Source organism: Bradyrhizobium sp. UFLA05-108 (genome assembly GCF_059803455.1).
Genome location: NZ_JBANAZ010000010.1, coordinates 130,637 through 152,314 on the forward strand (window position 1 = coordinate 130,637; position 21,678 = coordinate 152,314).

The following is a 21,678-nucleotide window of genomic DNA, read 5'->3' on the forward strand; positions in this document are numbered from 1 at the left end:
CCACTCAAGATGCGATCCTCCGTTTGAATGTCGCTCCACAACTCTCCCGAACGACCAAGCGCGCTTCGCCGACATAGCTCTCGAGACGACGCTCGCCCTCGTTGATCTGCCTCAGCAACATCTGCGCTGCGCGTTCTCCGAGACTGCCGGCATCGACCGAGACGGTGGTCAGAGCGGGAGAGACATGACGGGCCTCGGCGGTGTCATCGAAACCGACGACGGCAACATCGCGCCCGACGGTCAACCCCTGTCGTGCGATCGCCAACATCGCGCCGATGGCCACGACGTCGTTGAAGCAAACCACCGCCGTCGGTCGCCTCTCCGACGACAACAGGCGCTTCATTGCGTCGAAGCCGCCATCCTTCGTTGGCATGCTCTCAATGATCCGCGCGGGCTCGACGGCAAGTCGCGCCTGCTCCATGGCGCCGGCAAATCCGGCGACACGGTCCTGGAAGACGACCATCCGGCCGACACCGCCAACGAAAGCGACATCGCGATGGCCGAGCTCGATGAGATGTTCGGTCGCCCGCGTTGCACCAGCCAGATTGTCGGAAACCACCAGCGAGGCCCGGGCTCCGATGATCCGCCGGATCGCGAGCACGATGGGCAAACGCGCCTCGAGCCGCGAGATCTCCGCCACATCGGTATCGAGCGCCGGACTAAGGATCAGGCCGGCGGCGCCATGCTCCCGCATTGAGCGCACCACCTCGGCCTGCCGGACGACGCTCTCGGCAGTATTGGCGATGAACGGAACAAACCCGGAGTTTTGCAGGGCTCGCTCGATGCCAATGGCAAGCTCGGCAAAAAACGGGTTCGACAGATCATTGATCACCATTCCGACGATGTCGGCCCTCGCGCGGCGCAAGCTCGCAGCACCACGGTTGTAGACATAGCCGAGAGCGTCCATCACGCCTGCCACGCGCTGGCGCGTCTCCTCTTTGACGAGAGGACTCCTCTTGAGCACAAGCGACACCGTCGACTTCGACACCCCCGCCGACTTGGCAATGTCGAGGATCGTCACCGCACGAGATTTGCGCCCCGCACGCGCCATGCCCTTCGCGAGCCTCCCTGAATTTGGAACGTTCCAAATACTCCTATTCTTCTTGACGCGCAAGGCTCGAAATTGCGGCTACTGCGGAATTTTGACCTCAAACGTCAGACGCTTCATATTATAGAACGTTCCAAATAGTGCCCGTTCGCTTCGGCGCGAGCGCATGGAAGGAAACCGATATGGATGATCAGCGACGACCTAGCGCTTTGGTGACGGGAGCGGGACGCGGCATCGGCCGCGCAATCGCGCTCGCTCTATCGAGAGCCGGCTTCTCGATCATCGTGAATGATCTTCCTGGCTCGGAAGATCTCGACGAGACGCTGGCAGCCATCCGCGAAGCAGGCGGGGATGCAAAGGCCATCAGCCTGGATATTTCGCGGGTCGAGCAGCACCATCAATTCGTGGACGACGCCTGGAATGCCTTTGGCGGCATCGACTGCCTCGTCAACAATGCTGGTGTATCCGTCAGCGTGCGCGATGATCTCCTGAAGATGACACCGGAGAGCTACGACCGCATCATGAATATCAACCTGCGCGGCCCCTTCTTCCTGACTCAGGAGGTCGCGCGGCGGATGATCGGCGCGCAATCGCAGCACTTTCGCAGCATCATCACGATCTCGTCGATCAATGCCGAGTTCGCCTCGATTGACCGCGGAGAGTACTGCGTCTCCAAGACGGGACTGTCCATGATGGCCCGACTTTTCGCGATCCGGCTTGCCGATCACGGCATCGGGTCCTACGAGCTTCGGCCAGGGATCATCCGAACGCAAATGACTGCCGTCGCCAAGGATAAGTACGACCGGCTCATTGGCGAGGGTCTCACGCCTATCAAGCGCTGGGGTGAACCCGAGGATATCGGAAAAGCCGTCGCCACCTTGGCGATAGGCCAACTCGGCTATTCGACGGGAGATGTCATCCACGTCGATGGCGGCCTGGCGCTGCGGAAGCTCTGACGGCGGATGGAGGCCTATCGCCTAAAGCGCGATGAGATTGGGACGCATCGTCATCGCGCTTTAGGTTATTGCTTGAGCATGATCCTTTCGGAAAACCGCTTCACACTTTTCCGGATCATGCTCTACACAATCCCCGCCGACGTTCCGGCGATGGCGGGACGCTCCCTCGCCTTTTGCGCGCGATAACCGGATGCGCGATAGGCCGCGATCGGCGCGATCGCACCGCCGGCGCGCAGGCGGGCAATGGCGAGCAGTGGCGAGACGTCGGTCGTGAAGGCGCGCTTCAATTCGAGATGTGCGCCGAGCGCGTCATTGGACTCTTGCGCCGCTTCGAGTGCTGCGCGATCGACGATGAGCGCCTGCGCATAGGCGCGCTGCAGCTCGATCGCCGATTGCATCAGGCTCTCGATCGGATCGGTCACGTTATGCGACTGGTCGATCATATAAGCTGGCGCAAAGCCTTCCGCCTTGCGACGCTCGGCGTCGATCAGCTCGTTGAAGACGAGAAACAGCCGGAACGGCTCGACCGAGCCGCTGTCGAGATCGTCGTCACCATATTTTGAATCGTTGAAATGGAAGCCTGCGAGCTTGCCGAAGCGAACGAGCCGGGCGACGATCTGCTCGATATTCACGTTCGGCGCATGATGGCCGAGATCGACGAGGCAATACGCCTTGGGCCCGAGCTCCTGCGCAACGGCAAAACTCGAACCCCAATCCGAGATCACGGTCGAGTAGAACGCCGGCTCGTAGAGCTTGTGCTCGAGGAACACCCGCCAATCAGCAGGGAGTGCGGCGACGATCTCGCGCATCGCGTCGATATAGCGGTCGAGCGCCTTGGTCAGATTCGATTGGCCGGCAAAGTTCGAGCCGTCGGCGATCCAGACGGTCAGCGCATTCGAGCCAAGCTTGCGGCCGATCTCGATGCACTCGATATTGTGCGCGATCGCCTGAGCGCGCACGCGCGCATCGGTATGCGACAACGAACCGAACTTGTACGAAAGCTCCTGCCCCGCCTGATCCTGGAACGTGTTGGAATTGACCGCGTCGAAGGCAAGGCCATGCGTCGCGGCTTTTTCGCGCAAGGCTGCATAGTCGTCGACCTTGTCCCACGGAATGTGCGGCGAGATCGCAGGGGTTGCCCGCGCCAGTTGCTGGATTACGGCGCAATCGTCGATCTTCTCGAAGACATTGCGCGGCTCACCTGGCCCCGGAAAGCGGGCAAATCGCGTCCCCCCCGTGCCGACGCCCCAGGTCGGAATGGCGACGCCGAAGGCCATGACCTTCTGGACCAAGGCGTCCGCGTCGATCCCGTGCCGCGCCAGTGTGCGCTTCAGGGCATCGAAGTCTTCAGTGGTTGCGTCTTCGAGCCGCGCGTTCTGCTTGGCGACGAAATCCGCGCTGATCGAGAACGGCGTGCTCATCGCGTGAAGGCCTGGGCGTTGCCGGCATCGACATTAAGAATGTTGCCGGTCGATTTGGCCGAAAGGTCGGACGCGAAGAAGTAGACACCCTCCGCAATATCCTCGGGGAAAACCGACAGTTTGAGCATCGAGCGCTGGCGATAGACTTCCTCGAGTTGATCTTCGGTGACCTTGTTGGACGCCGCACGCTGCTGACGCCACTCGCCTTCCCAGATCTTCGAGCCGCGCAGCACCGCATCCGGATTGACCGTGTTGACGCGAATGCCATGCGCCGCGCCTTCCAGCGCCAGGCAGCGGGCGAGATGGATCTCCGACGCCTTGGCTGCGCAATAGGCCGAAGCGCCCGCCGAAGCGGCAAGGCCGTTCTTCGAGGCGACGAAGATGATGGCGCCACCAATGTTCTGACGCTGCATCAGCCGGAACGCCTCGCGCGAGACAAGGAAATAGCCAGTGGCGAGAATGTCCATGTTCTTCTGCCACAGTCCAAGACTCGTGTCCTCCACCGGCGAGGCCGAGGCAATCCCCGCGTTCGAGACGACGATGTCGACACCGCCAAATGCGCGCGCGGCCTGTTCGAACGAAGCGACCACTGCTGCCTCGTCAGTCACGTCGAGCTTCACGCCGATCGCCGCGTCGCGGCCATGGCGTTTCGTGATCGCCGCAACGCGCTCGTTCAGCGCCTTCTCGTCGATATCGGCAATGACGAGGCAAGCGCCTTCATCGAGCAACCGCTGCGCGGTCGCTCCGCCAATGCCGCCGGCACCGCCGGTCACATAGGCGATCCGCCCGGCAAGCGATTTCGGCTTGGGCATGCGCTGGAGCTTGGCCTCCTCCAGCAGCCAATATTCGATGTTGAAGGCCTCCTGCTCGGCAAGGCCGACATAGGCACTGACGCCCGAGGCGCCACGCATGACGTTGATTGCGTTGACATAGAATTCGGCCGCAACGCGCGCCGTCGCCTTGTCCTTGGCAAACGTGAACATGCCGATTCCCGGAGCGAGATACACGACCGCGTTGGGATCGCGCATGGCCGGTGTGTCAGGATGTTTGCAGCGCTCGTAATAGGCCGCGTAGTCGCGCCGGTACGCGGCGAGGACGTCGTCGAGGCCAGCGATCACCTCGTCGAGATTGTCGCGCACGGGATCGTAGGGCAGCAGCAATGGCCGGATCTTGGTACGAAGAAAGTGATCCGGACAGGAGGTGCCGAGCGGCGCCAACTTCGTCAGCGCGCTGGCGTTGACAAACTCCAGCACCTCCGGGGCATCGGTGAAATGGCCGATCTTGCGCTCGTCGGAGGAGATCTTACCGCGGATCAGCGGCATCAGCCTGGCCGCAATCGCGCGGCGCTTCTCCGGCAAAGCTGTTTCGACCTTGGCACCGCCGAAAGCCGGCTTCTGTTCATGCAACGCAAGCCAATCAGCGGCCTGCTGAATCACGCGCAAGGTCATCTCGTAACAGGCTTTCGACGTCTCGGCCCAGGTGAAGAGCCCGTGGCCGCCGAGAACCACCCCGACATAGTCGGGATGGCGCGTGGCCATCTCGCCGAGTTTCAGGCCGAGATCGAACCCGGGCCGCTGCCACGGCAGGAATCCGAGCTTGCCGCCGAAAACCTCGCGGGTCAGACGCTCAGCGTCGACTGAGGCGGCAATGGCGATGACCGCGTCGGCGTGGACGTGATCGACATGACGGTGCGGCACGAAGGCGTGCAGGGGCGTATCGATCGAAGTCGCGCGCGGATTGAGATCGAAGGTGCAGTGATTGAACAAGGCGACCATCTCGTCCTCATGGGCGAGGCCGCGATAGAGGCCTTTCAGGCTCTCGAGCTTGTCGAGGTACAGCGTTGAAAAGCCGTCCCGCTTCATCGAGCCGAGGTCGCCGCCAGACCCTTTGACCCAGAGCACGCGTGTAGTCTCGCGCGTCAGTGGATCCTTCATCTCGATCTTGGCTGAGGTGTTGCCGCCGCCGAAATTGGTGATGCGCAGATCGGCCCCGAGCAGGTTCGAGCGGTACAGCAACTGACCTGCCTCATCGAGCCCGGCGGCGAGCGCGTCGTCCCAGAGATTTGGCAGGGGCGTGGCCGCGACCTCGCTCATTAGGCATTCTCCCTGTGCTTGATCTCTGGGCAGCTTAGGCCACGGATTCAATCAAGGTCAATCACCGACACTCAGCAGTGCGACGCAATATGATTGATGCGGCGCGATATTGAGCGAATTTGACGGTTTGCAGTTGACCACTCGTCGAGAGCGTGACCTATTTACGGGCAAAAGGGAGGGCGACGTGCACGAGCGGGAACGCTGGCAGGTCATCAAGGCACTCTTGCGTGAGCGGTCGCTGGTGCGCATCGCCGACGCTTGTCGCGCGACCGGCGTCTCCGAAGCCTCGATACGGCGCGATTTCGCCAGGCTTGCCGAGCAAGGTGTCGCGATAAGGGTGCACGGCGGACTCGAAGCCCTGCCGGAAACCGCCAACGCACCGGGCGACGTCCTCTCCCTTGCCACCCGCTCCTTCGACGTCAGCCAGACGCTCAACATCGACGCCAAGCGCGCCATTGCGAAAGCGGCAGTCGCCCTCTGCACCGACGGCGAGACGATCATCATCAATGGCGGCACGACGACGTACCAGATGGGCGAGTATTTGCGCGAGCGCCGTCTGAAGGTGTTGACCAATTCCTATCTGCTCGCCGACGCGCTGATCCACACGTCGAAATGCCGCGTCGCCTTGCCGGGTGGCGAGGTCTATCGTGAGCAGGGAATGATCGTCTCGCCTTTTGAAGAGGATGCGATCCAGCACTATTCGGCGACGCGGATGTTCATGAGCGCAATCTCGATCGGACCGCTCGGCGTGATCGAGGGCGATCCCCTGCTCGCCCGCGCCGAATCCAAACTGCTGAAGCGTGCCGACAAGCTGATCGTGCTGGCCGATTCCTCGAAGTTCGTCTCGCGCGGCAGCCTTGTCGTCTGCCCGCTCTCGCGCATCGATATGCTGATCACCGATTCCGATGCGCCGAGCGACGCACTCGACATGCTGCGCGCACATGGTGTCCGCGTCGTTGTCGTCGATGCGGGCGCTCAAACCATTGCGGCGGCGTGACCATGACAACGGACGCGCACAGTCATCCTCCTGCGGCGCCGCTTCTGTCGGTGCGCGCGGTCGAGAAATCCTTTCCAGGCGTGCGGGCGCTGTCCGGCGTCTCGTTCGACGCTGCCAAAGGCGAAGTCCACGCCTTGCTCGGCGAGAACGGCGCCGGCAAGTCGACGCTGATCAAGATCGTTTCGGGCGTGTTCCCGCCCGATCGCGGCGAGGTTCTCGTGGACGGCAAGCCGGTCGATCTCGCACGGCCGGACGATGCCCGGCGCGCCGGCATCGCCACGATCTATCAGGAGCTGCTGCTGTTTCCGGAGCTCACCGTCGCCGAGAACATCTTCATGGGGCATGCGCCGCGCGCAGGCCTCCGCCGGATCGACTGGCGGGCGATGCGGGAGAAGACAAATGCGCTGCTCGCCTCGCTCGAGATTCATGACCTGCAGGCAGACCGCATCGTCGGCTCGCTCAGCGTCAGCAATCGTCAGCGCGTCGAGATCCTGCGCGCGCTGTCGCAGGACGCGCGCATACTGATCATGGACGAGCCGACCGCGGCTCTGACCGAGTACGACGTGACGCGGCTGTTCGACATTGTGCGCAAGCTGAAAGCCCGCGGTGTCGCCGTGATCTATATCAGCCATCGGCTCGACGAGATTTTCGCGATCGCCGATCGTGTCACGGTGCTGCGCGATGGCGCCCATGTCGCTACCAAGCGCGTTGCCGACACGGACGCGGCCGAACTCGTGCAATTGATGGTCGGCCGCAGGATCGAAAGCCTGTTCCCGAAGATCACGGTTCCAATCGGCAAGCCGGTGCTGGAGGTGAAGAACCTCGAACGACGGCCACTGACGAGGAACGTCTCGCTCACGGTGCGCGCCGGCGAGATCGTCGGCGTTGCCGGCCTCGTCGGCTCGGGTCGCAGCGAGCTGGCGCAAACCATTTTCGGCGTCACGCCGGCCGATAACGGCGAAATCCGGATCGCCGGACACAAGGTCGACATCCGCTCGCCGGCACAGGCACGGTCTTTGGGCGTCGCCTATGTTCCCGAAGATCGCGGCACGCAGGGCCTGGTGCGGCCGATGACGGTGCGCGAGAACTTCAGCCTCGCCGCGCTTGGCAAGATCGCATTCGGCGGCTTCATCGATCGCGGCGCCGAACGAAAGCTCGCCGGCGACGGCGTCAAGCGCTTTGCGGTCAAGACGAGCTCGCTCGAGCAGACCGCCGGCAAGCTCTCCGGCGGCAATCAGCAGAAGATCGTGCTCGGCAAATGGCTCGCCAATGGGCCGAAGCTGTTGATCCTCGACGAGCCGACGCGCGGCATCGATGTGGGCGCCAAGGCCGAGATCCATCGGCTGATGGGCGAGCTTGCGGCCCAGGGGCTCGCCATCCTGATGATCTCGAGCGAGCTGCCAGAAGTGCTCGGCATGAGCGACCGCATCCTCGTGATGCGCGAAGGCCGTATCGTTGCCGAATTCTCGCGCGAAGAAGCAACCCAGGAGTCGATCGGCGCAGCGATGATGGGCAGTCATGACAACGCGGAGGAAGCGGCATGACGACCGTGACCTTGGCCGGCGCCGAGGCTGATCCGCGGCGGCGGCTGAAGGTGCTTGCCTCGCAGGAGGCTTTGCTCGCGATCGCAGTGATCGGACTCGCCATCGCCGTCGGCCTTTACAATCCGCGCTTTCTGGCGGCGCGCAATCTTTCCGACGTGCTGCTCGGCAACGCCTATATCGCAGTCGCGGCAGTCGGCATGTCGATGGTGATCGTTTCCGGCAACATAGATATTTCCGTTGGCGCGCTGATCGGCGTCCTGGCGACGATCAGCGGCACTCTGGCCGTGAACGGCGCGCCGATCGTGGTCGCCTGGCTCGCGGCGCTCGTTGCCGGCGTCCTCGTGATGGCCTTGCAGGGCGCCATCATCGCCTATCTGCGCATTCCGGCGATCGTGGTTACGCTCGGCATGCTGTCGATCCTCAAAGGCGGTCTGATCAGCGTCACCGGCGGCAAATGGATCACCGACCTGCCCGACAGCTTCCATCTCGCCGATATCGAGCTCTTCGGCGTGCTGCCGTTTCCGGTTTTTCTCATGATTTTGGTGACGATCCTGGCCGCCTTGTGGATGCGCTATTCGGCCTCGGGCCGCGCCATCTACGCGGTCGGCGGCAACGCCGAAGCGGCGCGGCTCTGCGGCATTTCGCAGCCGCGCACGATCGTGATGGTCTTCGCGTTGCACGGCTTCTTCGCCGGAGCGGCCGCCCTGCTCTACGCGACGCAGCTGCGCGTCATCCAGTCGACTGTGCCGCCCAATCTCGAGCTGACGATCATCACCGCGTCGGTCGTCGGAGGCGTCAGCATTCTCGGCGGCGTCGGCACGGTTATCGGCTCGACGCTTGCGGCCGTACTGATCGCGGAGATCGCCAGTGCGCTGGTCTTCATCGACGTCTCGCCCTACTGGATCCGCGCGGTCCAGGGCGTGCTCATCCTCGTGACCGTGATCGCCGACATTCTGCGGCGCCGTCGCATGGCCGGAGCATGAGCGCCATGAGCGAAATCCCACTTCCCCAGGCCGCCAAGCGTGTCGTGCCCTGGTGGCTGCTGCGCCACGAGACCATGCTCGCAGTGATCCTGCTCATTGCGCTGATCGTGCTCGGCGGCTTGAACAGTCGTTTCCTCACGCTCGACAATCTGCTCAATCAAGGCAGGCTGACCACCGAGGTCGGGCTGATCGCGCTGCCGATGACCTTCATCATCATCACCGGCGGCATCGATCTCTCGGTCGGCTCGATCGTCGGGCTGTGCGCGATCCTGCTCGGCTATTCCTGGAAGATTTTCGGCTTTCCCTTGCCGTTGGCGATCTGCTTCTCGCTACTCGTCGGCGCCGCGGCAGGTTTCCTCAATGGGATCGTCATCACTAGGGTGAAGGTACCGCCACTGATCATGACGATCGCGACGCTCGCGCTCTATCGCGGGCTCGCCGAAGGGATCAGCCAGGCGCGTTCGGTGCGCGGCTACCCGGAATGGTTCTACTTCATCGGACAGGAAAACCTGTTCGGCGTGCCGGCGCAGCTCTGGCTCTTGCTGATTGCGATCGTGGTCTCGGCGATCGTTCTTGACCGCACCACCTTCGGCCGGACGCTCTATGCGATCGGCAACAACGAGACCGCCGCGCGCTTTTCCGGTTTGCCGGTCGATCGCGTCAAGCTGATCATCTACACGCTATCGGGCTTCATGGCCGGCCTTTCCGCCTGTGTTCTCGTCTCGCGCGTGACCACGACCCGCTCGGACATGGGGATCGGCTATGAGCTCGACGTGATCGCGGCGGTGGTGCTCGGTGGCACCAGCATATTCGGCGGCATCGGCACGATCTGGGGCACGGTGGTTGGCCTCGCAATGATCCAGCTCTTGAAAAACGGACTGGCTCTGACCGGTGTCAAGGGCGACGCGACGATCGTGGTCATCGGCGCGGTGCTCATCCTTTCAACTCTTGTGGCGAGTTCGCTCCAGCGGCGCCGCGACGGCGTTTGATGGAGTGTCTGACCGCGAAAACAGCGGCTTAAACATGGGAGGACAACAAGATGAAGCTCGGATTAGCCTTTGCATTCCTCAGCGCGACGCTGCTGGCCGGAACGGCCTCGGCGGCGGACAAGAGATGGGACGGCGCGGACGACCTGCCGGTCAATCCGCTTGCCTGTTCTGCCGGCGAGGCGAACGCCGCGCCCGCGGCCAAGCCTTATGACGGCGGCCGGCCAACCAATGCGGCCGACAAAGCCGGCAAGCCGATCACGCTGGTTGACGTGCCGAAGCTGATCGGCATCGGTTATTTCAACGCGACCTCGAAAGGCATGCAGGACGCAGCCAAGGCGCTCGGCAATGTCACGGTGAAGACCGACGGCCCGACCGAGGCCAAGATCGACGAGCAGATCAAGTTCATCGACAATTACATCACCAGCGGCGTCGACGGCATTCTCTTCGCCGCCAACGATCCGGTGGCCATCGCGCCGGTCCTGAAGAAGGCTCTGTCGAAGGGCATCCATGTCGTCGGCTATGACGCCAATTCGACGCCGGACGCGCGCGAATGGTTCGTCAATCAGGCCGAGTTCAACGGCATCGCCAAGGCGATGATGGACTCGATGGCCAAGGAGGCCGGCGACGACAAGAGCTTCGCAATCGTCACCTCGACCTTCACGACGCCGAACCAGGCGCGCTGGATCGCCGAAATGTGGGCCTATGCTCAGAAGTGTCATCCCAAGCTGAAATGGCTGGAAACGGTCGAGGCGCAGGAGGACAATAACCTGTCCTTCAACCAGGCGACGACGCTGATCAACAAGCATGGCGACAAGCTGGCTGGCCTGTTCGGCATGACCTCGGTCGCGACACCCGCTTCGGCGGAAGCCGTGACCAAGGCCAAGCTCTGCGGCAAGGTGGCGGTGGTCGGCCTTGCCACCCCGAATGCGATGAAGCCGTATGTCAACGCGGACTGCGTCAAGTCGGTCGTGCTGTGGAATCCGGTCGATCTCGGCTATGCCGCGACCTACGTGATGCGCGCGGTCGTCGACGGCACCCTGAAGCCCGGCGCGACCTCGGTGGACGCAGGCAAGCTCGGCAAGCTGAACGTGGTCAATGGCAGCGAGATCCTGCTTGGCTCGCCCTTCATCTTCACGAAGCAGAACGTCAAGGACTTCGATTTCTGATCTGGACTCGTCGCCCGGCCGCAGAACGCGGTCGGGCGACGCCCTTTTGGTTTTCGCGTCGTGGCCATGACAAACCAGCCGTGACACTCATGACGTCGCCTGTTGAGATGTAGCTTAATGATGGGCCAGACGGTCGCAGTGCTCGACATCGGCAAGACAAATGTAAAGCTTGCCTTGTTCGACGACGGCCGACTTCTCTGGGAAAAGTCGGCGCCCAACCGCATTCGACCAGGCCCGCCCTATCCGCACGAAGACGTTGAGAGCGCGTGGAGCTTCTTCCTCGATGCGCTTGATGAGGCCGCACGCACGCATCAGATCAGCGCCATCGTTCCGACCGCGCATGGCGCAGCCGGGGCTTTGATCGGCGAGAGCGAGCTCGCCGCTCCGGTCATGGACTACGAATTCACGGGCGTAGAAGTGATCGAGCCCGACTATGCCAGTTTGCGGCCACCCTTTTCGGAGAGCCTGTCGCCGAAGCTGCCAGCGGGCCTCAATCTCGGTCGGCAGCTCGCCTATCAGAAGTGGCGCTGTCCGGACCTCTTTGCCAAAGGGAGATATTTCGTCGGCTATCCGCAATATTGGACCTGGCGCCTGAGCGGCGTCGCTGTCTCTGAAGTCACGACACTCGGTGCCCATACGGATCTCTGGGCGCCGCGGCAGGGACAAGTCTCGAGCCTCGTCAAAGCGCTCGGCGTCGACCACTTGCTGCCACCCCTGCGCCGCGCCTTTGATCCGCTCGGTCCGATCAAAGCCGAAATCGCCGCCGCATGCGGGCTGGCGCCGGAAACGCCAGTGTTTTGCGGTATCCACGATTCCAACGCTTCACTTCTGCCCTACCTCGTCTCGCGCCAGGCGCCGTTCACCGTGTTGTCGACCGGCACCTGGGTGATCCTGATGAGCGTGGGCCTTGCTCTCGATCAGCTCGATCCTCGCGACGACACGCTCGCCAACGTCGGCGCGCTGGGCCAACCGATCGCCTGCGGGCGCTTTATGGGCGGACGCGAATACGCCGTCGTCGCGGGCGGCAGCGGCAATCCTGATCGTGACGCGATCGCGCGCGTCATCGCCTCGGGGGCGATTGCCCTACCCTGCTTCTCCGGCCACGGCGGACCTTATGCGGCGACCAAAGGCCTGATCCGCGGCGAAGTCGCAACGCGCGATCGGACCGCGCTTGCGACGCTCTATTGTGCCCTGGTCAGCGATCTGATGCTGACGCGCATGGGAGCGAACAGCGGCGATCTCATCGTCGAGGGGGCCTTCGCCGGCAATCTTCCTTTCTGTCAGACTCTCGGCGCGTTGCGACCGACCCAGCGCGTCTTTGCCGCGGAAGACGCCGCGGGCACGGCCCGCGGTGCCGCAATGCTTGCGCATTGGCCGCCTTCCTACCCCATCGCGGCGCCAATGCCCGTCCCCGCAACTCCGATTTCCGGCCTTGACGCATATCGTGACGTTTGGACGGCGCAGATCAGCCTGATCGGTCGCTGACCGCATCGGCGGCGATGTGAGGTTATGGCTCCGCGATTCCTTGATCGTGCTATGCGATCACAGAACCGGTAGTGGCTGCGCGTTTGAGTGGGATGCTATCCTGTCGCGAGACCAGCTTGGAACCATGTCCGAAGCGCTGCGATGTCGGGGCGCTGCTCCAATCCCATTGCGCATGAAAAATGGTAGGTGTCGCCAGACAAGGTCTGCGCGAACGGCGCCTCCAGCAGGCCCGCTGCAAGAGCATCGGCGATCAGGAGCCGGCTGACTATGACGACGCCGTGGCCGGCAATCGCGGCCTGAACCGCCAGCATGCTATCGGAGAAACGGGGACCTGCATCGGTATCCACCTCCGTGACACGCGCCTGTGCGCACCAGCGGGACCAGTCCGGCGTTAGTGCCGGTCGGGTTCGCCCGTCGATATGGATCAGTGTCGAGCCTCGCAGATCGTCCAGGCGCGATATGCCGAGATGTGGGCTACACACGGGCGTGAACACGTCGACGCAAAGGGGCACGCTGATGGCACCGGGAAATGGCCCGCTCCCATAACGTATGGCTGCTTCGATACCTCCCGGCCGCAGTTCCTCGACGGCATTGGACGTATGCAGCCTGAGATTGATCTCCGGAACTGCCTGCCGCAGTGAATCCAGTCGCGGAATGAGCCAGTGGCTCAGGAATGCCGTTGTGGATGAAAGGGTGACGATCGTTCGTTCAGTGTCCGCCCGCAGCCGCGAGATGGTTCTCTCGATCTCGCCGAAACCGGTCGCGGTAGCCTCGTAGAGAGCTTGGCCCGGCCGGGTCAGCGCCACGGCCCTGAGAGTACGGTCCAGAACGCGAAAGCCCAGATAGGTTTCGAGTTGCCTGATCTGATGGCTGATGGCCGTGGGCGTCACCAGCAATTCTTCCGCTGCGGCCTTGAAGCTTTTCCGCCGCGCCGCCGCCTCGAAGGCGCGCAGCGACGACAATGGCGGCAGGCGCGAAGCGGCCATGATGAATCTGACTCATCTCTAAGCTGAGGATTTCGATTTTTCTCCTTTAGCACATTGGGATTATGATCCCAAAAAGGAACACGCAAATAAAAATTCTCATCAAGAAAAGAAGGAATCCATGGCTGACCTCGTCGTGGGACTAATCGATGTCTTCGCCGACAGGCCGTTGTCGGGCAATCCGCTTGCCGTGGTGCAAGGGGCCGACGATTTATCGGACGATGCGATGCGACGGATCGCGGGCGAGTTCAATCAGGCCGAAACGACGTTCATCATGCGCAGCATGTGCGCAGACTGGAAGCTACGGTCCTTCACCGCGAGCGGCGCAGAAGTATTCGGCGCTGGGCACAATGCGCTCGGTGCGTGGCTCTGGCTCGGAGAACATGGCGATCTGGGCCCGCTCACCCCCGCGCGGACATTCCGACAGGAGATCGGTTCGGATGTCCTGCCGATCGTCCTTGAATCGATCGATGGCCGTGTCCACGGCCGAATGCGTCAGGCGCCGTTGCGCTTGTCTGATCCACTGGAAGACATCGTACCGCTGGCTGCCGCCCTGCGCCTCGATCGCGGAGATGTCCTTCCTGAGCCGCCACCGCGACCTGCCGACACCGGCGCCGCTCATCTGATGGTGCACGTTCGCAATGCCGGCATTGTGGACAGGGCACGCCCCGATGCCGGTGCGTTGCTCGCTGTTCTGTCAGAAACCTCGGCGGAAGGCTGCTATCTCTACGCTCTCGATCCTGACGCGCCTGGCACAGCCTATGCCCGCTTCTTCAATCCGACGGTGGGACTGTGGGAGGACGCCGCGACGGGAACGGCTGCTGGCCCCCTTGCGGCCTACCTCGCGGCCACGGGGACGTTGCAGGCCAACGATCTGACGATCGAGCAAGGCACAAAAATGGGCCGTCGCAGTATTCTGCGGATCAGGTTGACACCCGAACCGGAACTCTCCGGGACGGGGATCGTCGTCATGCGAGGCGTGCTCGTTCTTTGAAAGCTTCTGCCAGAAACCGCAAAAGCCGCCGTTCCATCGCTCGGTAGGAGGCGATGCCGGGAACTCGACGGCTTTTCGGCCAGCCTACTGGCGCGCTCGGAGAGATTCGAACTCCCGACCCTCGGAATCGAAATCCGATGCTCTATCCAGCTGAGCTACGAGCGCATCCTGCCCGGAACCGGGCGAGTTCCGAGTTCCGTCAGGCTGGGGAGCCCGACAGTTCGGCTGCATTGGGATTAGCAGAGAGGTTAACCGAGCAAAAGCCCCCACCTGCCCGATCCGGGCAGGTTAGAGGACGCTCACCAGGTCGAGTTGAAGAGCCCGAAATGGGGCTGCTGCGCGACGCGCATCGGCCTGCCGAACATCGGCTGCCCATAACCATAATATGTCGGCTGCCCATAGTAGTAGGGCTGTGGAGACCGCCTGGCGACCTTGCGCTTCGGCTGGACCGGCTTCTTGACCTCACCCCTGGGTTCCGTCGGAATGAACTGGGCGAAGGTCTCGCGGACACGTGCTTTGGCTGACGCGTCGCCGGTTGCCGACTGCGCAGGAGGTTGCGGAGCAACGCTTGCCATGTTCACCGGCGCTGTCGACGCAATCGTCGGCTGGCTGGTATCCAGCACCACACGTTCCGGCAGCTTGCGATCCGAGCGAATCCGGATCAGCGGCGCCTCGTTGCTCGATGTCACGATGCTCGGGCCCACCGGCCCTTCGGGCAACGTAAGATTCACGGCCAGCAGCAGCACAAGCAGTGCGCCGCCGACGAACATAAAATATCGGAGGATGGGCATCTGGCAGCGCTCCACCCGCACAACAGCACACGGGCCCTTCGCCTCAACCGGCGATCCTTTAATTTGTTCCTGTGCCGCCGCTTCGGTTCAACGACAACGCGAACTTTTTTTCGCGGTCGAACGGCACGACAGCAAGGTTTCCCCTATCGCGACAGATGGCCGTTTACACACGTCGCGCAGCGGCCAGCGAGCACTTGGCCTGACTGGCGTTTACGTTAACGAAGCCGATTTGCACATGCGCAAACGTCTTGCGGCTTTTCATGTTCACTGTTTCGGCAAGCACGCGCCTGCGATCGGTGAGATGGCTTCCGTCACGGCGGGCGAAGGTGCAGACAATCTCGACGTCCTTCACCGCATAGTCATTGTCATTTCGCAGCGTGAAGGTGACCAGCGCCCGCGATCCGAGCCCGCCACGGCGCCAGGTTTGCGACGAAATCCGCAGGCGATCGAGTTCGGCCGGCACTGATGCCGGGGTCGCTACAGCCGCCGCTGGCACAGACTGCGCAGGCTCAGGCTCGACGGTTGCCAACTCGATCCCATCGCTCTCATTGCCTTCGGAGGCAGCCATCAGCCCCCACGCGCCGCCGCCGACCAGGACCGCTGCCGCAAACCACAATGGGCTTCTTCGCCTCATCGAAAAAGCCGGCCTCAGCAACGCACCGAGTTTGACGAAACCGTTGAGATCGACGCGATAGAGCCCTGCGAGCATGGATGCGTCACCCGATATGCGACGACGCGCGTCTCGCGCGTGCCGTCCACATGCATAACCCGCAAGGCAGATTTGGGTTCCCGTAGGCACCCGAATCTCGGGTAACAGGGATGCGCGAGTGGCGATCGGCCCGGGGGATCGCTAACATGACCGCAAGCCGCAAAGCCCGACGGGAGGAATGAAATGCCTGTAGTCACCTGGGACCATGTCCATCTGCGCAGCCCCGATCCGGAGGCGACGGCGGCCTGGCTGCGGGACGTGCTGGGTGGCGAAATCGTGCGCGGCCCGGCGCGCATCGATGTCAAGCTCGGCGGCGCCAACATCTTCATTGCACCGCTCGAGCCCGGCAAGCCCATGAACCCGCCCCCGCCCCATCCCCATCAGGGCCTCGACCATTTCGGCGTCGCGGTGAAGGACATCGACGCCGTTGCCGCCGAGATGAAGGCGAAGGGCGTTGAGTTCACGCGCGAACCGACGACGATCCGGCCCGGTGTTCGCATCTGCTTCATTCGCGGCCCCGAGGGTATTTCAGTCGAGCTGCTCGAGCGCGACAAGAAATACACCTGATCCTGCGACGCGCAGCATCGCCCGATCCATCCGGCGCAGCTCCACCGAGCTACGCCGGAGCTGACATCGTCATGTCATGCTGCCCGGCATGAAGCAGCGGATCGTGACGCCCATGTAGCCGTAGATCGGCCATACCATGGTGCGCCCGACCCGGTTCGGCTCCGAAATCACGGCCTCTTCCGGGACATCGACCCACACCAGCTCCTGCTCCTGGCCGTTGATCATGAAGCCATAGCGCGGCACGCGAACACGGTAGTGCCCGTCCTTGCTTTCCCAGTCGGAATCCGAGATTGCCGACCCGTCGGCGTCGGAGCAACACGGCCCCTTGCCGCTGCGCAGGCCGTCAAACCACGCCTTCAATTCGGCATTGGTATTAACGAATTGACCGCGGTCGCGCGCGTGCCCGAAGGGGACCGCAAGCACCTCCAGGAGTATGGCACAACCGAGTTTCGCCGCGCGTCTCCAGCGCGTCGAGCTACCGATCTGCCCACGACTTGTTTCACGACTTGCTTCACAACTGACATTGTCTACACACGCATCGTATAGACGCGGCTCATCGCCGCCGGAATTGATCCAGTTGGTCACGTTCGTCTTGCTCCAGCACCCCGCGGCCGGTGCAACTAGGGTTTATGCATTTCGCGGGCCAACTTGATTCGCTTCACAGGGCCTCGCTGCTCCATGAGGCCGTCATACCCCTGTCACGCGCAAGCCGGGACAACTACGGCTTGGCGATAGGGCCGCAGGCGAACTGCCGCGTTGCACGAAGGATGGCGCTTTGGCATAAACATCGGACCGGCAGGCCGAGGGGCGAAGGCAGCCGGCCGCGGGACTTCATGAAGAACGGTCTTTATTCGATTCACGTGACGCTGCTCGATGGACGCGTCGGCAAGGGCAGCGGCGTAATCCTGTTTCGCGACGGCCAGATTCTCGGCGGCGATGCCTATCTCTATTACAGCGGCAGTTACACGGTGAAGGACAACACCTTCAAGGGCGAGGTGCTGGTGCAGCGGCACACCTCGCCGCGCGGCGACGACAATCCCCTGTTCGGCGGTCCGGCGCCGGTCGGCATCGGCGTCAGCGGCACCTTCACCGATACGCGCGCGGAGATGACGGGAACTGCGCTGGTTGGCAAGGCGAGCCTGATCTTTGGCGCCACGCTGCACAAGCTCGCAGACATCGATTAGGGATGCGCTATTCCGCGGCCAGCTCCAGCGGCGCAACGCGCGGCAGGATCATCTGGATGCGCGTGCCGCCGCCCTGCTCGGAGTCGAGATCGAGACGTCCGCCCAACCGGTTGGTGACGATGCTGTAGACGATGTGCAGGCCGAGGCCGGTGCCGCCCTGGTCGCGTCGTGTGGTGAAGAACGGATCGAAAGCGCGGCGCCGGACGTCCAGCGACATGCCGCAGCCATTGTCGGAGAAGATGATCTCGACATTGTCCTTGCCGGATTCGCGTACCCGGATGTCGATGAGACCCGGTCGCCCGTCGGGGAAGGCGTGCGCGACGGAATTGAGGAACAGGTTGGTCAGCACCTGGCCGTACGGGCCCGGATAGCTGTTCATGATCAGGTTGGGCTGGCACTCGACATTGAGCGTCAGGTTGTGCTTGCGCAGGCCCGGTCGCAGGCTCAGCACCACCTGCTCGGTGAGGTCGGCAAGGTCAAAGGTGCGCTGATCCGAATAGTTGCGGTCGGCGGCCACCTGCTTGAACGACTGGATCAGCTCGGCCGCGCGGTTGAGATTGGCGACGAGCTGCGAGGATGCATCGCGGCTGGTGTTGAGGTAGTCGTTGAGTGTCGAGCGGCGCAACCCGCCGCGCTCGACCTCGGACGAAAACACCGCCGTCTTTCGCTCCAGCGCGGACGCCACCGTCAGGCTGATGCCGACGGGATTGTTGACTTCATGCGCGACGCCCGCGACCAGCCGCCCGAGCGCCGCGAGCTTCTCTGCTTCGATCAGCGAAGCCTGGGTCTCGCGCAGATTGCGCAGTGCCGTCTCGGCGGCTTCCTTCGCCTTACGCATCTCCTGCTCGCCGCGTTTGCGCTCGCCGATGTCGAGCGCCACGGTGACGATCCGCTCGATCTCGCCATCGGCATCGAGCAGCGGCAGCTTGTTGACCAACCATTGCCGCATGTTGCCGGAGGAATCCTCGTACTCCTCCTCGTAGAAGCCAAGACCCTTGCGAAACTTCAACACCCGCTTGTCGTTCTCGTCGGTCTTGGCCGCGCCGTAGCGCGACATCAGGTCCGCGGTGGTGCGTCCAAGCGCGTCACCGGGCTCGATGCCGAAGATGCCGGCCATGTAACGGTTCATCAGCACGTAGCGAAGATCGCGGTCCTTGACGTTGATGACGGCCGGCACGGTGTCGATGACCTGCTGCAACAGCCGCCGGCCTTCGGCGATAGCGTCTTCCGCGCGCTTCTGGTCGGTGATGTCGCGCAGCGTCCCCTCGTAGCGGACGATCCTTCCCTCCTCGTCCCGGACGCCGCTCGCGCTGTCGGACAGCCACAGGATGTTGCCGCTGCGCTGGCGCACCTGGTACTCGAACTCGCGCACCATCCCGTCGCGTTCCATCAGGCGCTGATACTCCTCCCGCGCCTCGGCATGGACGTAGATCGTGTGAGCGATATCGCTGATGCTGTCGATGAGGTGCTGCGGGCTATCATAGCCCATCATCCGCGCCAACGCCGGATTGGCGTTGAGGAGATCGCCGGCCGGCGTGGTGACGTAAATGCCGTCGACCGATCCCTCGAATAGCTTGCGGTAGCTTTCTTCCGCGAGGCGCTGCTCGGTGAGCGCGCGGACCGCTGCCTCGCGAGCGGTGTCGGCTTCTTCCAGGGCGCGTCGGAACACCTCCGCGGCGCGCGCGATGTCGCCGATCTCGTTGTCGAGTTCGGCGGACGGGATGGATGTGTTCTTCTCGCCCGCCGCAAGAGCGCGGATCGATCGCGCGATCTGGGCCAGCGGACGCACCGTCCGGCGCACCACGAACCCGGCAGCAATGATGCCGATCAGCACGCCGATGGTGCCGAGCACGATGCTCTGCCACCTCGCCTCCGCCAGCGTCCGGGCGAAATCCCGCGACAGCACGTGCCCGCGCCGGGCGCTGACCTCGCGCAGCAACTCGGTGACGCGCCCGATCAGCCTGCCCTCGGTCCCCAGCACTTCGCTGTCAATATCGGCGATCTGGCGTTCGCGGACCGCGACGGCGGTGATGGCTTCGGAATAGTTATTGACCGCCGATCTCAGCCTGGCATCGGGAATGGTCAAGGTCCGCATGCCTTGCGCCGCCTGCTCGGCCGCCGACGGATTGCGGGCAAGCAAGCCGAGTGCGATCCGGCTCTGAGCCTCCGACAACCGGGACGCGAGCTCCCGATCGCCGGTTTCGGCAACGGCTGTGTCGAACGCCTCGCGCAGCGGCGGCAGGCCGGCGAGCAACTGCGCACGGCGATCGATCAAGGCCGAGATCCGGTCCAGCCCGCTCCGATAGGTCGCAAGGCGCTCGGTGACCCCATCGATCATGTCCTGCTGCTCGGGAGCGAGCTCGATACGGGTCTTCTTCAGGATGTCGCTCAGCGTCGAGGCGGCTTCCCCGAGCTGCTTGAACTGGATGCCGGCGCCGGGGTCGGTGACGAAATCGCGTGCAGCGAGCCGCAATTCGTTCATGCGGCGGTCGATATCCTCGGCGAGATCGCCGACGCTCTGCAGGCGCTGGAGCTCGGCGAAGGTCGAGTCGATATGGCGGATCGCGATCACACTCGCGGTCGAGGTGACGATGATCACGGCCAGCACCAGGATGAAGCTGCCGAACGTCAATTGACCGATCGAGAGCGAAAACGCTCGCTTCGGGTGCGAATTCGGCGTCAGTTCGGCAGGCATTTGGTCAGGACCGGACTCCATTCGGTCCCAATATACGACGTATTCCACCCCCGGGGGAACATGCCTCGACCGGCCGGCGGGACCGGTTTTTTACCATATCTTAGCCATCCGCACAGCGCTTCCCGGGATGGCCATGGCGGCGACGCCGATGACGACTGAGGTGAGCCCGATCCACGCCGTCTGGCTCAGGCTCTCGCCGAGGAACGCTACGCTGATGGCGACGCCGATCGGCACGCGCAGATAGGCCTGTGCGGTGGTGCCGACCGAACCGAGGGTCTGGATCAGACGGAAATAGATCACAAAGGCCGCAGCCGTCGAAAACACGGCGAGCGCCAGCAGTGCGAGGACGGAACCTGGCGAGGGCGACAGCGTCCAGGGCTGTTCGATGGCGAGCGAGGCCGGGATCAGGACGGCGGCGCCCGCGAGCAGCGAGCCTGCGGCCGGCGCCATCGGATCGAGCCCCTGAAGCCGCGACTGAAGATGGCTGCGCAGGCGTAGCACAGCGTTGCCGCCACGATTGCGGTTTCGGCGACGAGGCCGCGGCCGATATCATGGAATGCATCGACGCCGACGATCAGGCAGATGCCGGCCATCCCGGCAACGACGCCGAACAGTTTTCGCGCCGTGGTGGCTTCGTGCCTTGTGACCAGGGCCGTAAACAGGAAGGTGAAGATCGGCGCTGCCGAGTTGAGGATGGTGGCGAGCGCCGCATCGACATAGCGCTCGCCCCAGGCGATCAGGGTCCAGGGAACCACGCTGTTGAGGCAGGCCTGGAAGGCAAAGCGGCGCCAGGTCGCAAGATCAGTCGGCATCGCGATGCCGCGCAGGCGCATGACCATCAGCAGCAGCGTGCCCGCGATCGCAGTGCGCGCCGCGATCAGCGTAATCGGCGCAATGGTGGCGACGCCGAGCTTGATGAAGGTGTAGGAGCCGCCCCAGAGCGTCGCAAGCAGGAGCAGCAATGCGAGCTCGACGGTGATTGTCGTGTTTTGGTGAGTGGCGTCCATGACGATTCCGTCCTGATATCGGACGGAACCTACCGCGCACCCAACTCCAAATACTTCGCTGCGTAT

The 21,678-nt window shown here is 63.2% G+C and carries 18 protein-coding genes, 1 tRNA gene and 1 pseudogene; 10 read left to right on the top strand and 10 right to left on the bottom strand.

Features of this window, described 5'->3' with window-relative positions; genetic code table 11:
• Positions 1 to 4: 4 nt before the first annotated feature.
• Positions 5 to 1,051 carry a LacI family DNA-binding transcriptional regulator gene (locus SO140_RS10350; protein WP_449378034.1) on the bottom strand — a complete coding sequence of 349 codons (1,047 nt, stop codon included), beginning with the start codon at positions 1,049 to 1,051 and terminating at the stop codon, positions 5 to 7.
• 179 nt (positions 1,052 to 1,230) lie between these two features.
• Here SO140_RS10350 and SO140_RS10355 point away from each other — a divergent pair, with 179 nt between their 5' ends.
• On the top strand, positions 1,231 to 2,004 hold the full coding sequence (locus SO140_RS10355; protein WP_449378033.1) for a 3-ketoacyl-ACP reductase: 774 nt from the start codon (positions 1,231 to 1,233) through the stop codon (positions 2,002 to 2,004).
• A gap of 122 nt (positions 2,005 to 2,126) precedes the next feature.
• Here the strand turns inward: SO140_RS10355 and rhaI are convergent, their stop codons facing one another.
• Both rhaI and SO140_RS10365 read right to left on the bottom strand, forming a co-directional pair.
• Positions 2,127 to 3,425, bottom strand: a complete 1,299-nt coding sequence (gene rhaI / locus SO140_RS10360; protein WP_449378032.1) for an L-rhamnose catabolism isomerase — start codon at positions 3,423 to 3,425, stop codon at positions 2,127 to 2,129.
• Entirely contained in the window at positions 3,422 to 5,518 is a 2,097-nt protein-coding gene (locus SO140_RS10365; protein ID WP_449378031.1) for a bifunctional rhamnulose-1-phosphate aldolase/short-chain dehydrogenase, read from the bottom strand. The genes rhaI and SO140_RS10365 overlap by 4 nt, the downstream gene beginning before the upstream one ends.
• Positions 5,519 to 5,702: 184 nt before the next feature.
• Here SO140_RS10365 and SO140_RS10370 point away from each other — a divergent pair, with 184 nt between their 5' ends.
• The 6 genes from SO140_RS10370 (at position 5,703) to SO140_RS10395 (ending at position 12,682) form a co-directional block, all read left to right on the top strand.
• Positions 5,703 to 6,515: a DeoR/GlpR family DNA-binding transcription regulator gene (locus SO140_RS10370; RefSeq protein ID WP_449378030.1), complete on the top strand. Its 813-nt coding sequence runs from the start codon at positions 5,703 to 5,705 to the stop codon at positions 6,513 to 6,515.
• Positions 6,516 to 6,517: 2 nt separating this feature from the next.
• Positions 6,518 to 8,059, top strand: a complete 1,542-nt coding sequence (locus tag SO140_RS10375) for a sugar ABC transporter ATP-binding protein (RefSeq protein ID WP_498542601.1) — start codon at positions 6,518 to 6,520, stop codon at positions 8,057 to 8,059.
• Complete coding sequence (locus SO140_RS10380; RefSeq protein ID WP_449378028.1) at positions 8,056 to 9,042, top strand: ABC transporter permease; 987 nt, start codon at positions 8,056 to 8,058, stop codon at positions 9,040 to 9,042. The genes SO140_RS10375 and SO140_RS10380 overlap by 4 nt, the downstream gene beginning before the upstream one ends.
• Complete coding sequence (locus SO140_RS10385; RefSeq protein ID WP_449378027.1) at positions 9,039 to 10,031, top strand: ABC transporter permease; 993 nt, start codon at positions 9,039 to 9,041, stop codon at positions 10,029 to 10,031. The genes SO140_RS10380 and SO140_RS10385 overlap by 4 nt, the downstream gene beginning before the upstream one ends.
• Positions 10,032 to 10,081: 50 nt before the next feature.
• On the top strand, positions 10,082 to 11,197 hold the full coding sequence (locus tag SO140_RS10390; RefSeq protein WP_449378026.1) for an autoinducer 2 ABC transporter substrate-binding protein: 1,116 nt from the start codon (positions 10,082 to 10,084) through the stop codon (positions 11,195 to 11,197).
• 117 nt (positions 11,198 to 11,314) lie between these two features.
• Complete coding sequence (locus SO140_RS10395; protein WP_449378025.1) at positions 11,315 to 12,682, top strand: FGGY-family carbohydrate kinase; 1,368 nt, start codon at positions 11,315 to 11,317, stop codon at positions 12,680 to 12,682.
• Between the two features lie 95 nt (positions 12,683 to 12,777).
• On the opposite strand, the gene SO140_RS10400 is transcribed toward SO140_RS10395, so the two are convergent.
• A complete protein-coding gene (locus SO140_RS10400) occupies positions 12,778 to 13,668 on the bottom strand; it encodes a LysR substrate-binding domain-containing protein (protein ID WP_449378024.1) in 891 nt (296 codons plus the stop codon).
• 118 nt (positions 13,669 to 13,786) lie between these two features.
• Between SO140_RS10400 and SO140_RS10405 the strand changes: the two genes are divergently transcribed.
• Entirely contained in the window at positions 13,787 to 14,659 is an 873-nt protein-coding gene (locus tag SO140_RS10405; RefSeq protein WP_449378023.1) for a PhzF family phenazine biosynthesis protein, read from the top strand.
• Between the two features lie 88 nt (positions 14,660 to 14,747).
• Here the strand turns inward: SO140_RS10405 and SO140_RS10410 are convergent.
• The 3 genes from SO140_RS10410 to SO140_RS10420 all read right to left on the bottom strand — a co-directional run bounded on the left by SO140_RS10410 (position 14,748) and on the right by SO140_RS10420 (position 16,159).
• Positions 14,748 to 14,824 (bottom strand) — tRNA-Arg (locus tag SO140_RS10410).
• A 134-nt stretch (positions 14,825 to 14,958) separates the two neighbouring features.
• Positions 14,959 to 15,450: a hypothetical protein gene (locus tag SO140_RS10415; protein ID WP_449378022.1), complete on the bottom strand. Its 492-nt coding sequence runs from the start codon at positions 15,448 to 15,450 to the stop codon at positions 14,959 to 14,961.
• A 163-nt stretch (positions 15,451 to 15,613) separates the two neighbouring features.
• Positions 15,614 to 16,159, bottom strand: a complete 546-nt coding sequence (locus tag SO140_RS10420; RefSeq protein ID WP_474799768.1) for a hypothetical protein — start codon at positions 16,157 to 16,159, stop codon at positions 15,614 to 15,616.
• 183 nt (positions 16,160 to 16,342) lie between these two features.
• Here SO140_RS10420 and SO140_RS10425 point away from each other — a divergent pair, with 183 nt between their 5' ends.
• Positions 16,343 to 16,726, top strand: coding sequence for a VOC family protein (locus tag SO140_RS10425; RefSeq protein ID WP_449378020.1), 384 nt, complete (start codon positions 16,343 to 16,345; stop codon positions 16,724 to 16,726).
• Positions 16,727 to 16,795: 69 nt separating this feature from the next.
• Here SO140_RS10425 and SO140_RS10430 read toward each other — a convergent pair whose 3' ends face one another.
• Entirely contained in the window at positions 16,796 to 17,311 is a 516-nt protein-coding gene (locus tag SO140_RS10430; RefSeq protein ID WP_449378019.1) for a hypothetical protein, read from the bottom strand.
• Between the two features lie 248 nt (positions 17,312 to 17,559).
• On the opposite strand from SO140_RS10430, the gene SO140_RS10435 reads away from it, so the two are divergent.
• Positions 17,560 to 17,910, top strand: a complete 351-nt coding sequence (locus tag SO140_RS10435; RefSeq protein ID WP_449378018.1) for a GrlR family regulatory protein — start codon at positions 17,560 to 17,562, stop codon at positions 17,908 to 17,910.
• A 7-nt stretch (positions 17,911 to 17,917) separates the two neighbouring features.
• On the opposite strand, the gene SO140_RS10440 is transcribed toward SO140_RS10435, so the two are convergent.
• Together SO140_RS10440 and SO140_RS10445 are read right to left on the bottom strand one after the other, a co-directional pair.
• Positions 17,918 to 20,605 carry a PAS domain S-box protein gene (locus SO140_RS10440; protein ID WP_449378017.1) on the bottom strand — a complete coding sequence of 896 codons (2,688 nt, stop codon included), beginning with the start codon at positions 20,603 to 20,605 and terminating at the stop codon, positions 17,918 to 17,920.
• A gap of 90 nt (positions 20,606 to 20,695) precedes the next feature.
• Positions 20,696 to 21,612, bottom strand: a pseudogene (locus tag SO140_RS10445) (DMT family transporter).
• Positions 21,613 to 21,678 lie beyond the last annotated feature (66 nt).

Excerpts from the sequence above, each read along its gene's own strand:
- SO140_RS10350 (WP_449378034.1), bottom strand. The coding sequence starts at position 1,051 with ATGGCGCGTGCGGGGCGCAAATCTCGTGCGGTGACGATCCTCGACATT.
- SO140_RS10355 (WP_449378033.1), top strand. The coding sequence starts at position 1,231 with ATGGATGATCAGCGACGACCTAGCGCTTTGGTGACGGGAGCGGGACGC.
- rhaI (WP_449378032.1), bottom strand. The coding sequence starts at position 3,425 with ATGAGCACGCCGTTCTCGATCAGCGCGGATTTCGTCGCCAAGCAGAAC.
- SO140_RS10365 (WP_449378031.1), bottom strand. The coding sequence starts at position 5,518 with ATGAGCGAGGTCGCGGCCACGCCCCTGCCAAATCTCTGGGACGACGCG.
- SO140_RS10375 (WP_498542601.1), top strand. The coding sequence starts at position 6,518 with ATGACAACGGACGCGCACAGTCATCCTCCTGCGGCGCCGCTTCTGTCG.
- SO140_RS10380 (WP_449378028.1), top strand. The coding sequence starts at position 8,056 with ATGACGACCGTGACCTTGGCCGGCGCCGAGGCTGATCCGCGGCGGCGG.
- SO140_RS10385 (WP_449378027.1), top strand. The coding sequence starts at position 9,039 with ATGAGCGCCATGAGCGAAATCCCACTTCCCCAGGCCGCCAAGCGTGTC.
- SO140_RS10390 (WP_449378026.1), top strand. The coding sequence starts at position 10,082 with ATGAAGCTCGGATTAGCCTTTGCATTCCTCAGCGCGACGCTGCTGGCC.
- SO140_RS10395 (WP_449378025.1), top strand. The coding sequence starts at position 11,315 with ATGATGGGCCAGACGGTCGCAGTGCTCGACATCGGCAAGACAAATGTA.
- SO140_RS10400 (WP_449378024.1), bottom strand. The coding sequence starts at position 13,668 with ATGGCCGCTTCGCGCCTGCCGCCATTGTCGTCGCTGCGCGCCTTCGAG.
- SO140_RS10405 (WP_449378023.1), top strand. The coding sequence starts at position 13,787 with ATGGCTGACCTCGTCGTGGGACTAATCGATGTCTTCGCCGACAGGCCG.
- SO140_RS10415 (WP_449378022.1), bottom strand. The coding sequence starts at position 15,450 with ATGCCCATCCTCCGATATTTTATGTTCGTCGGCGGCGCACTGCTTGTG.
- SO140_RS10420 (WP_474799768.1), bottom strand. The coding sequence starts at position 16,159 with ATGCTCGCAGGGCTCTATCGCGTCGATCTCAACGGTTTCGTCAAACTC.
- SO140_RS10425 (WP_449378020.1), top strand. The coding sequence starts at position 16,343 with ATGCCTGTAGTCACCTGGGACCATGTCCATCTGCGCAGCCCCGATCCG.
- SO140_RS10435 (WP_449378018.1), top strand. The coding sequence starts at position 17,560 with ATGAAGAACGGTCTTTATTCGATTCACGTGACGCTGCTCGATGGACGC.
- SO140_RS10440 (WP_449378017.1), bottom strand. The coding sequence starts at position 20,605 with ATGCCTGCCGAACTGACGCCGAATTCGCACCCGAAGCGAGCGTTTTCG.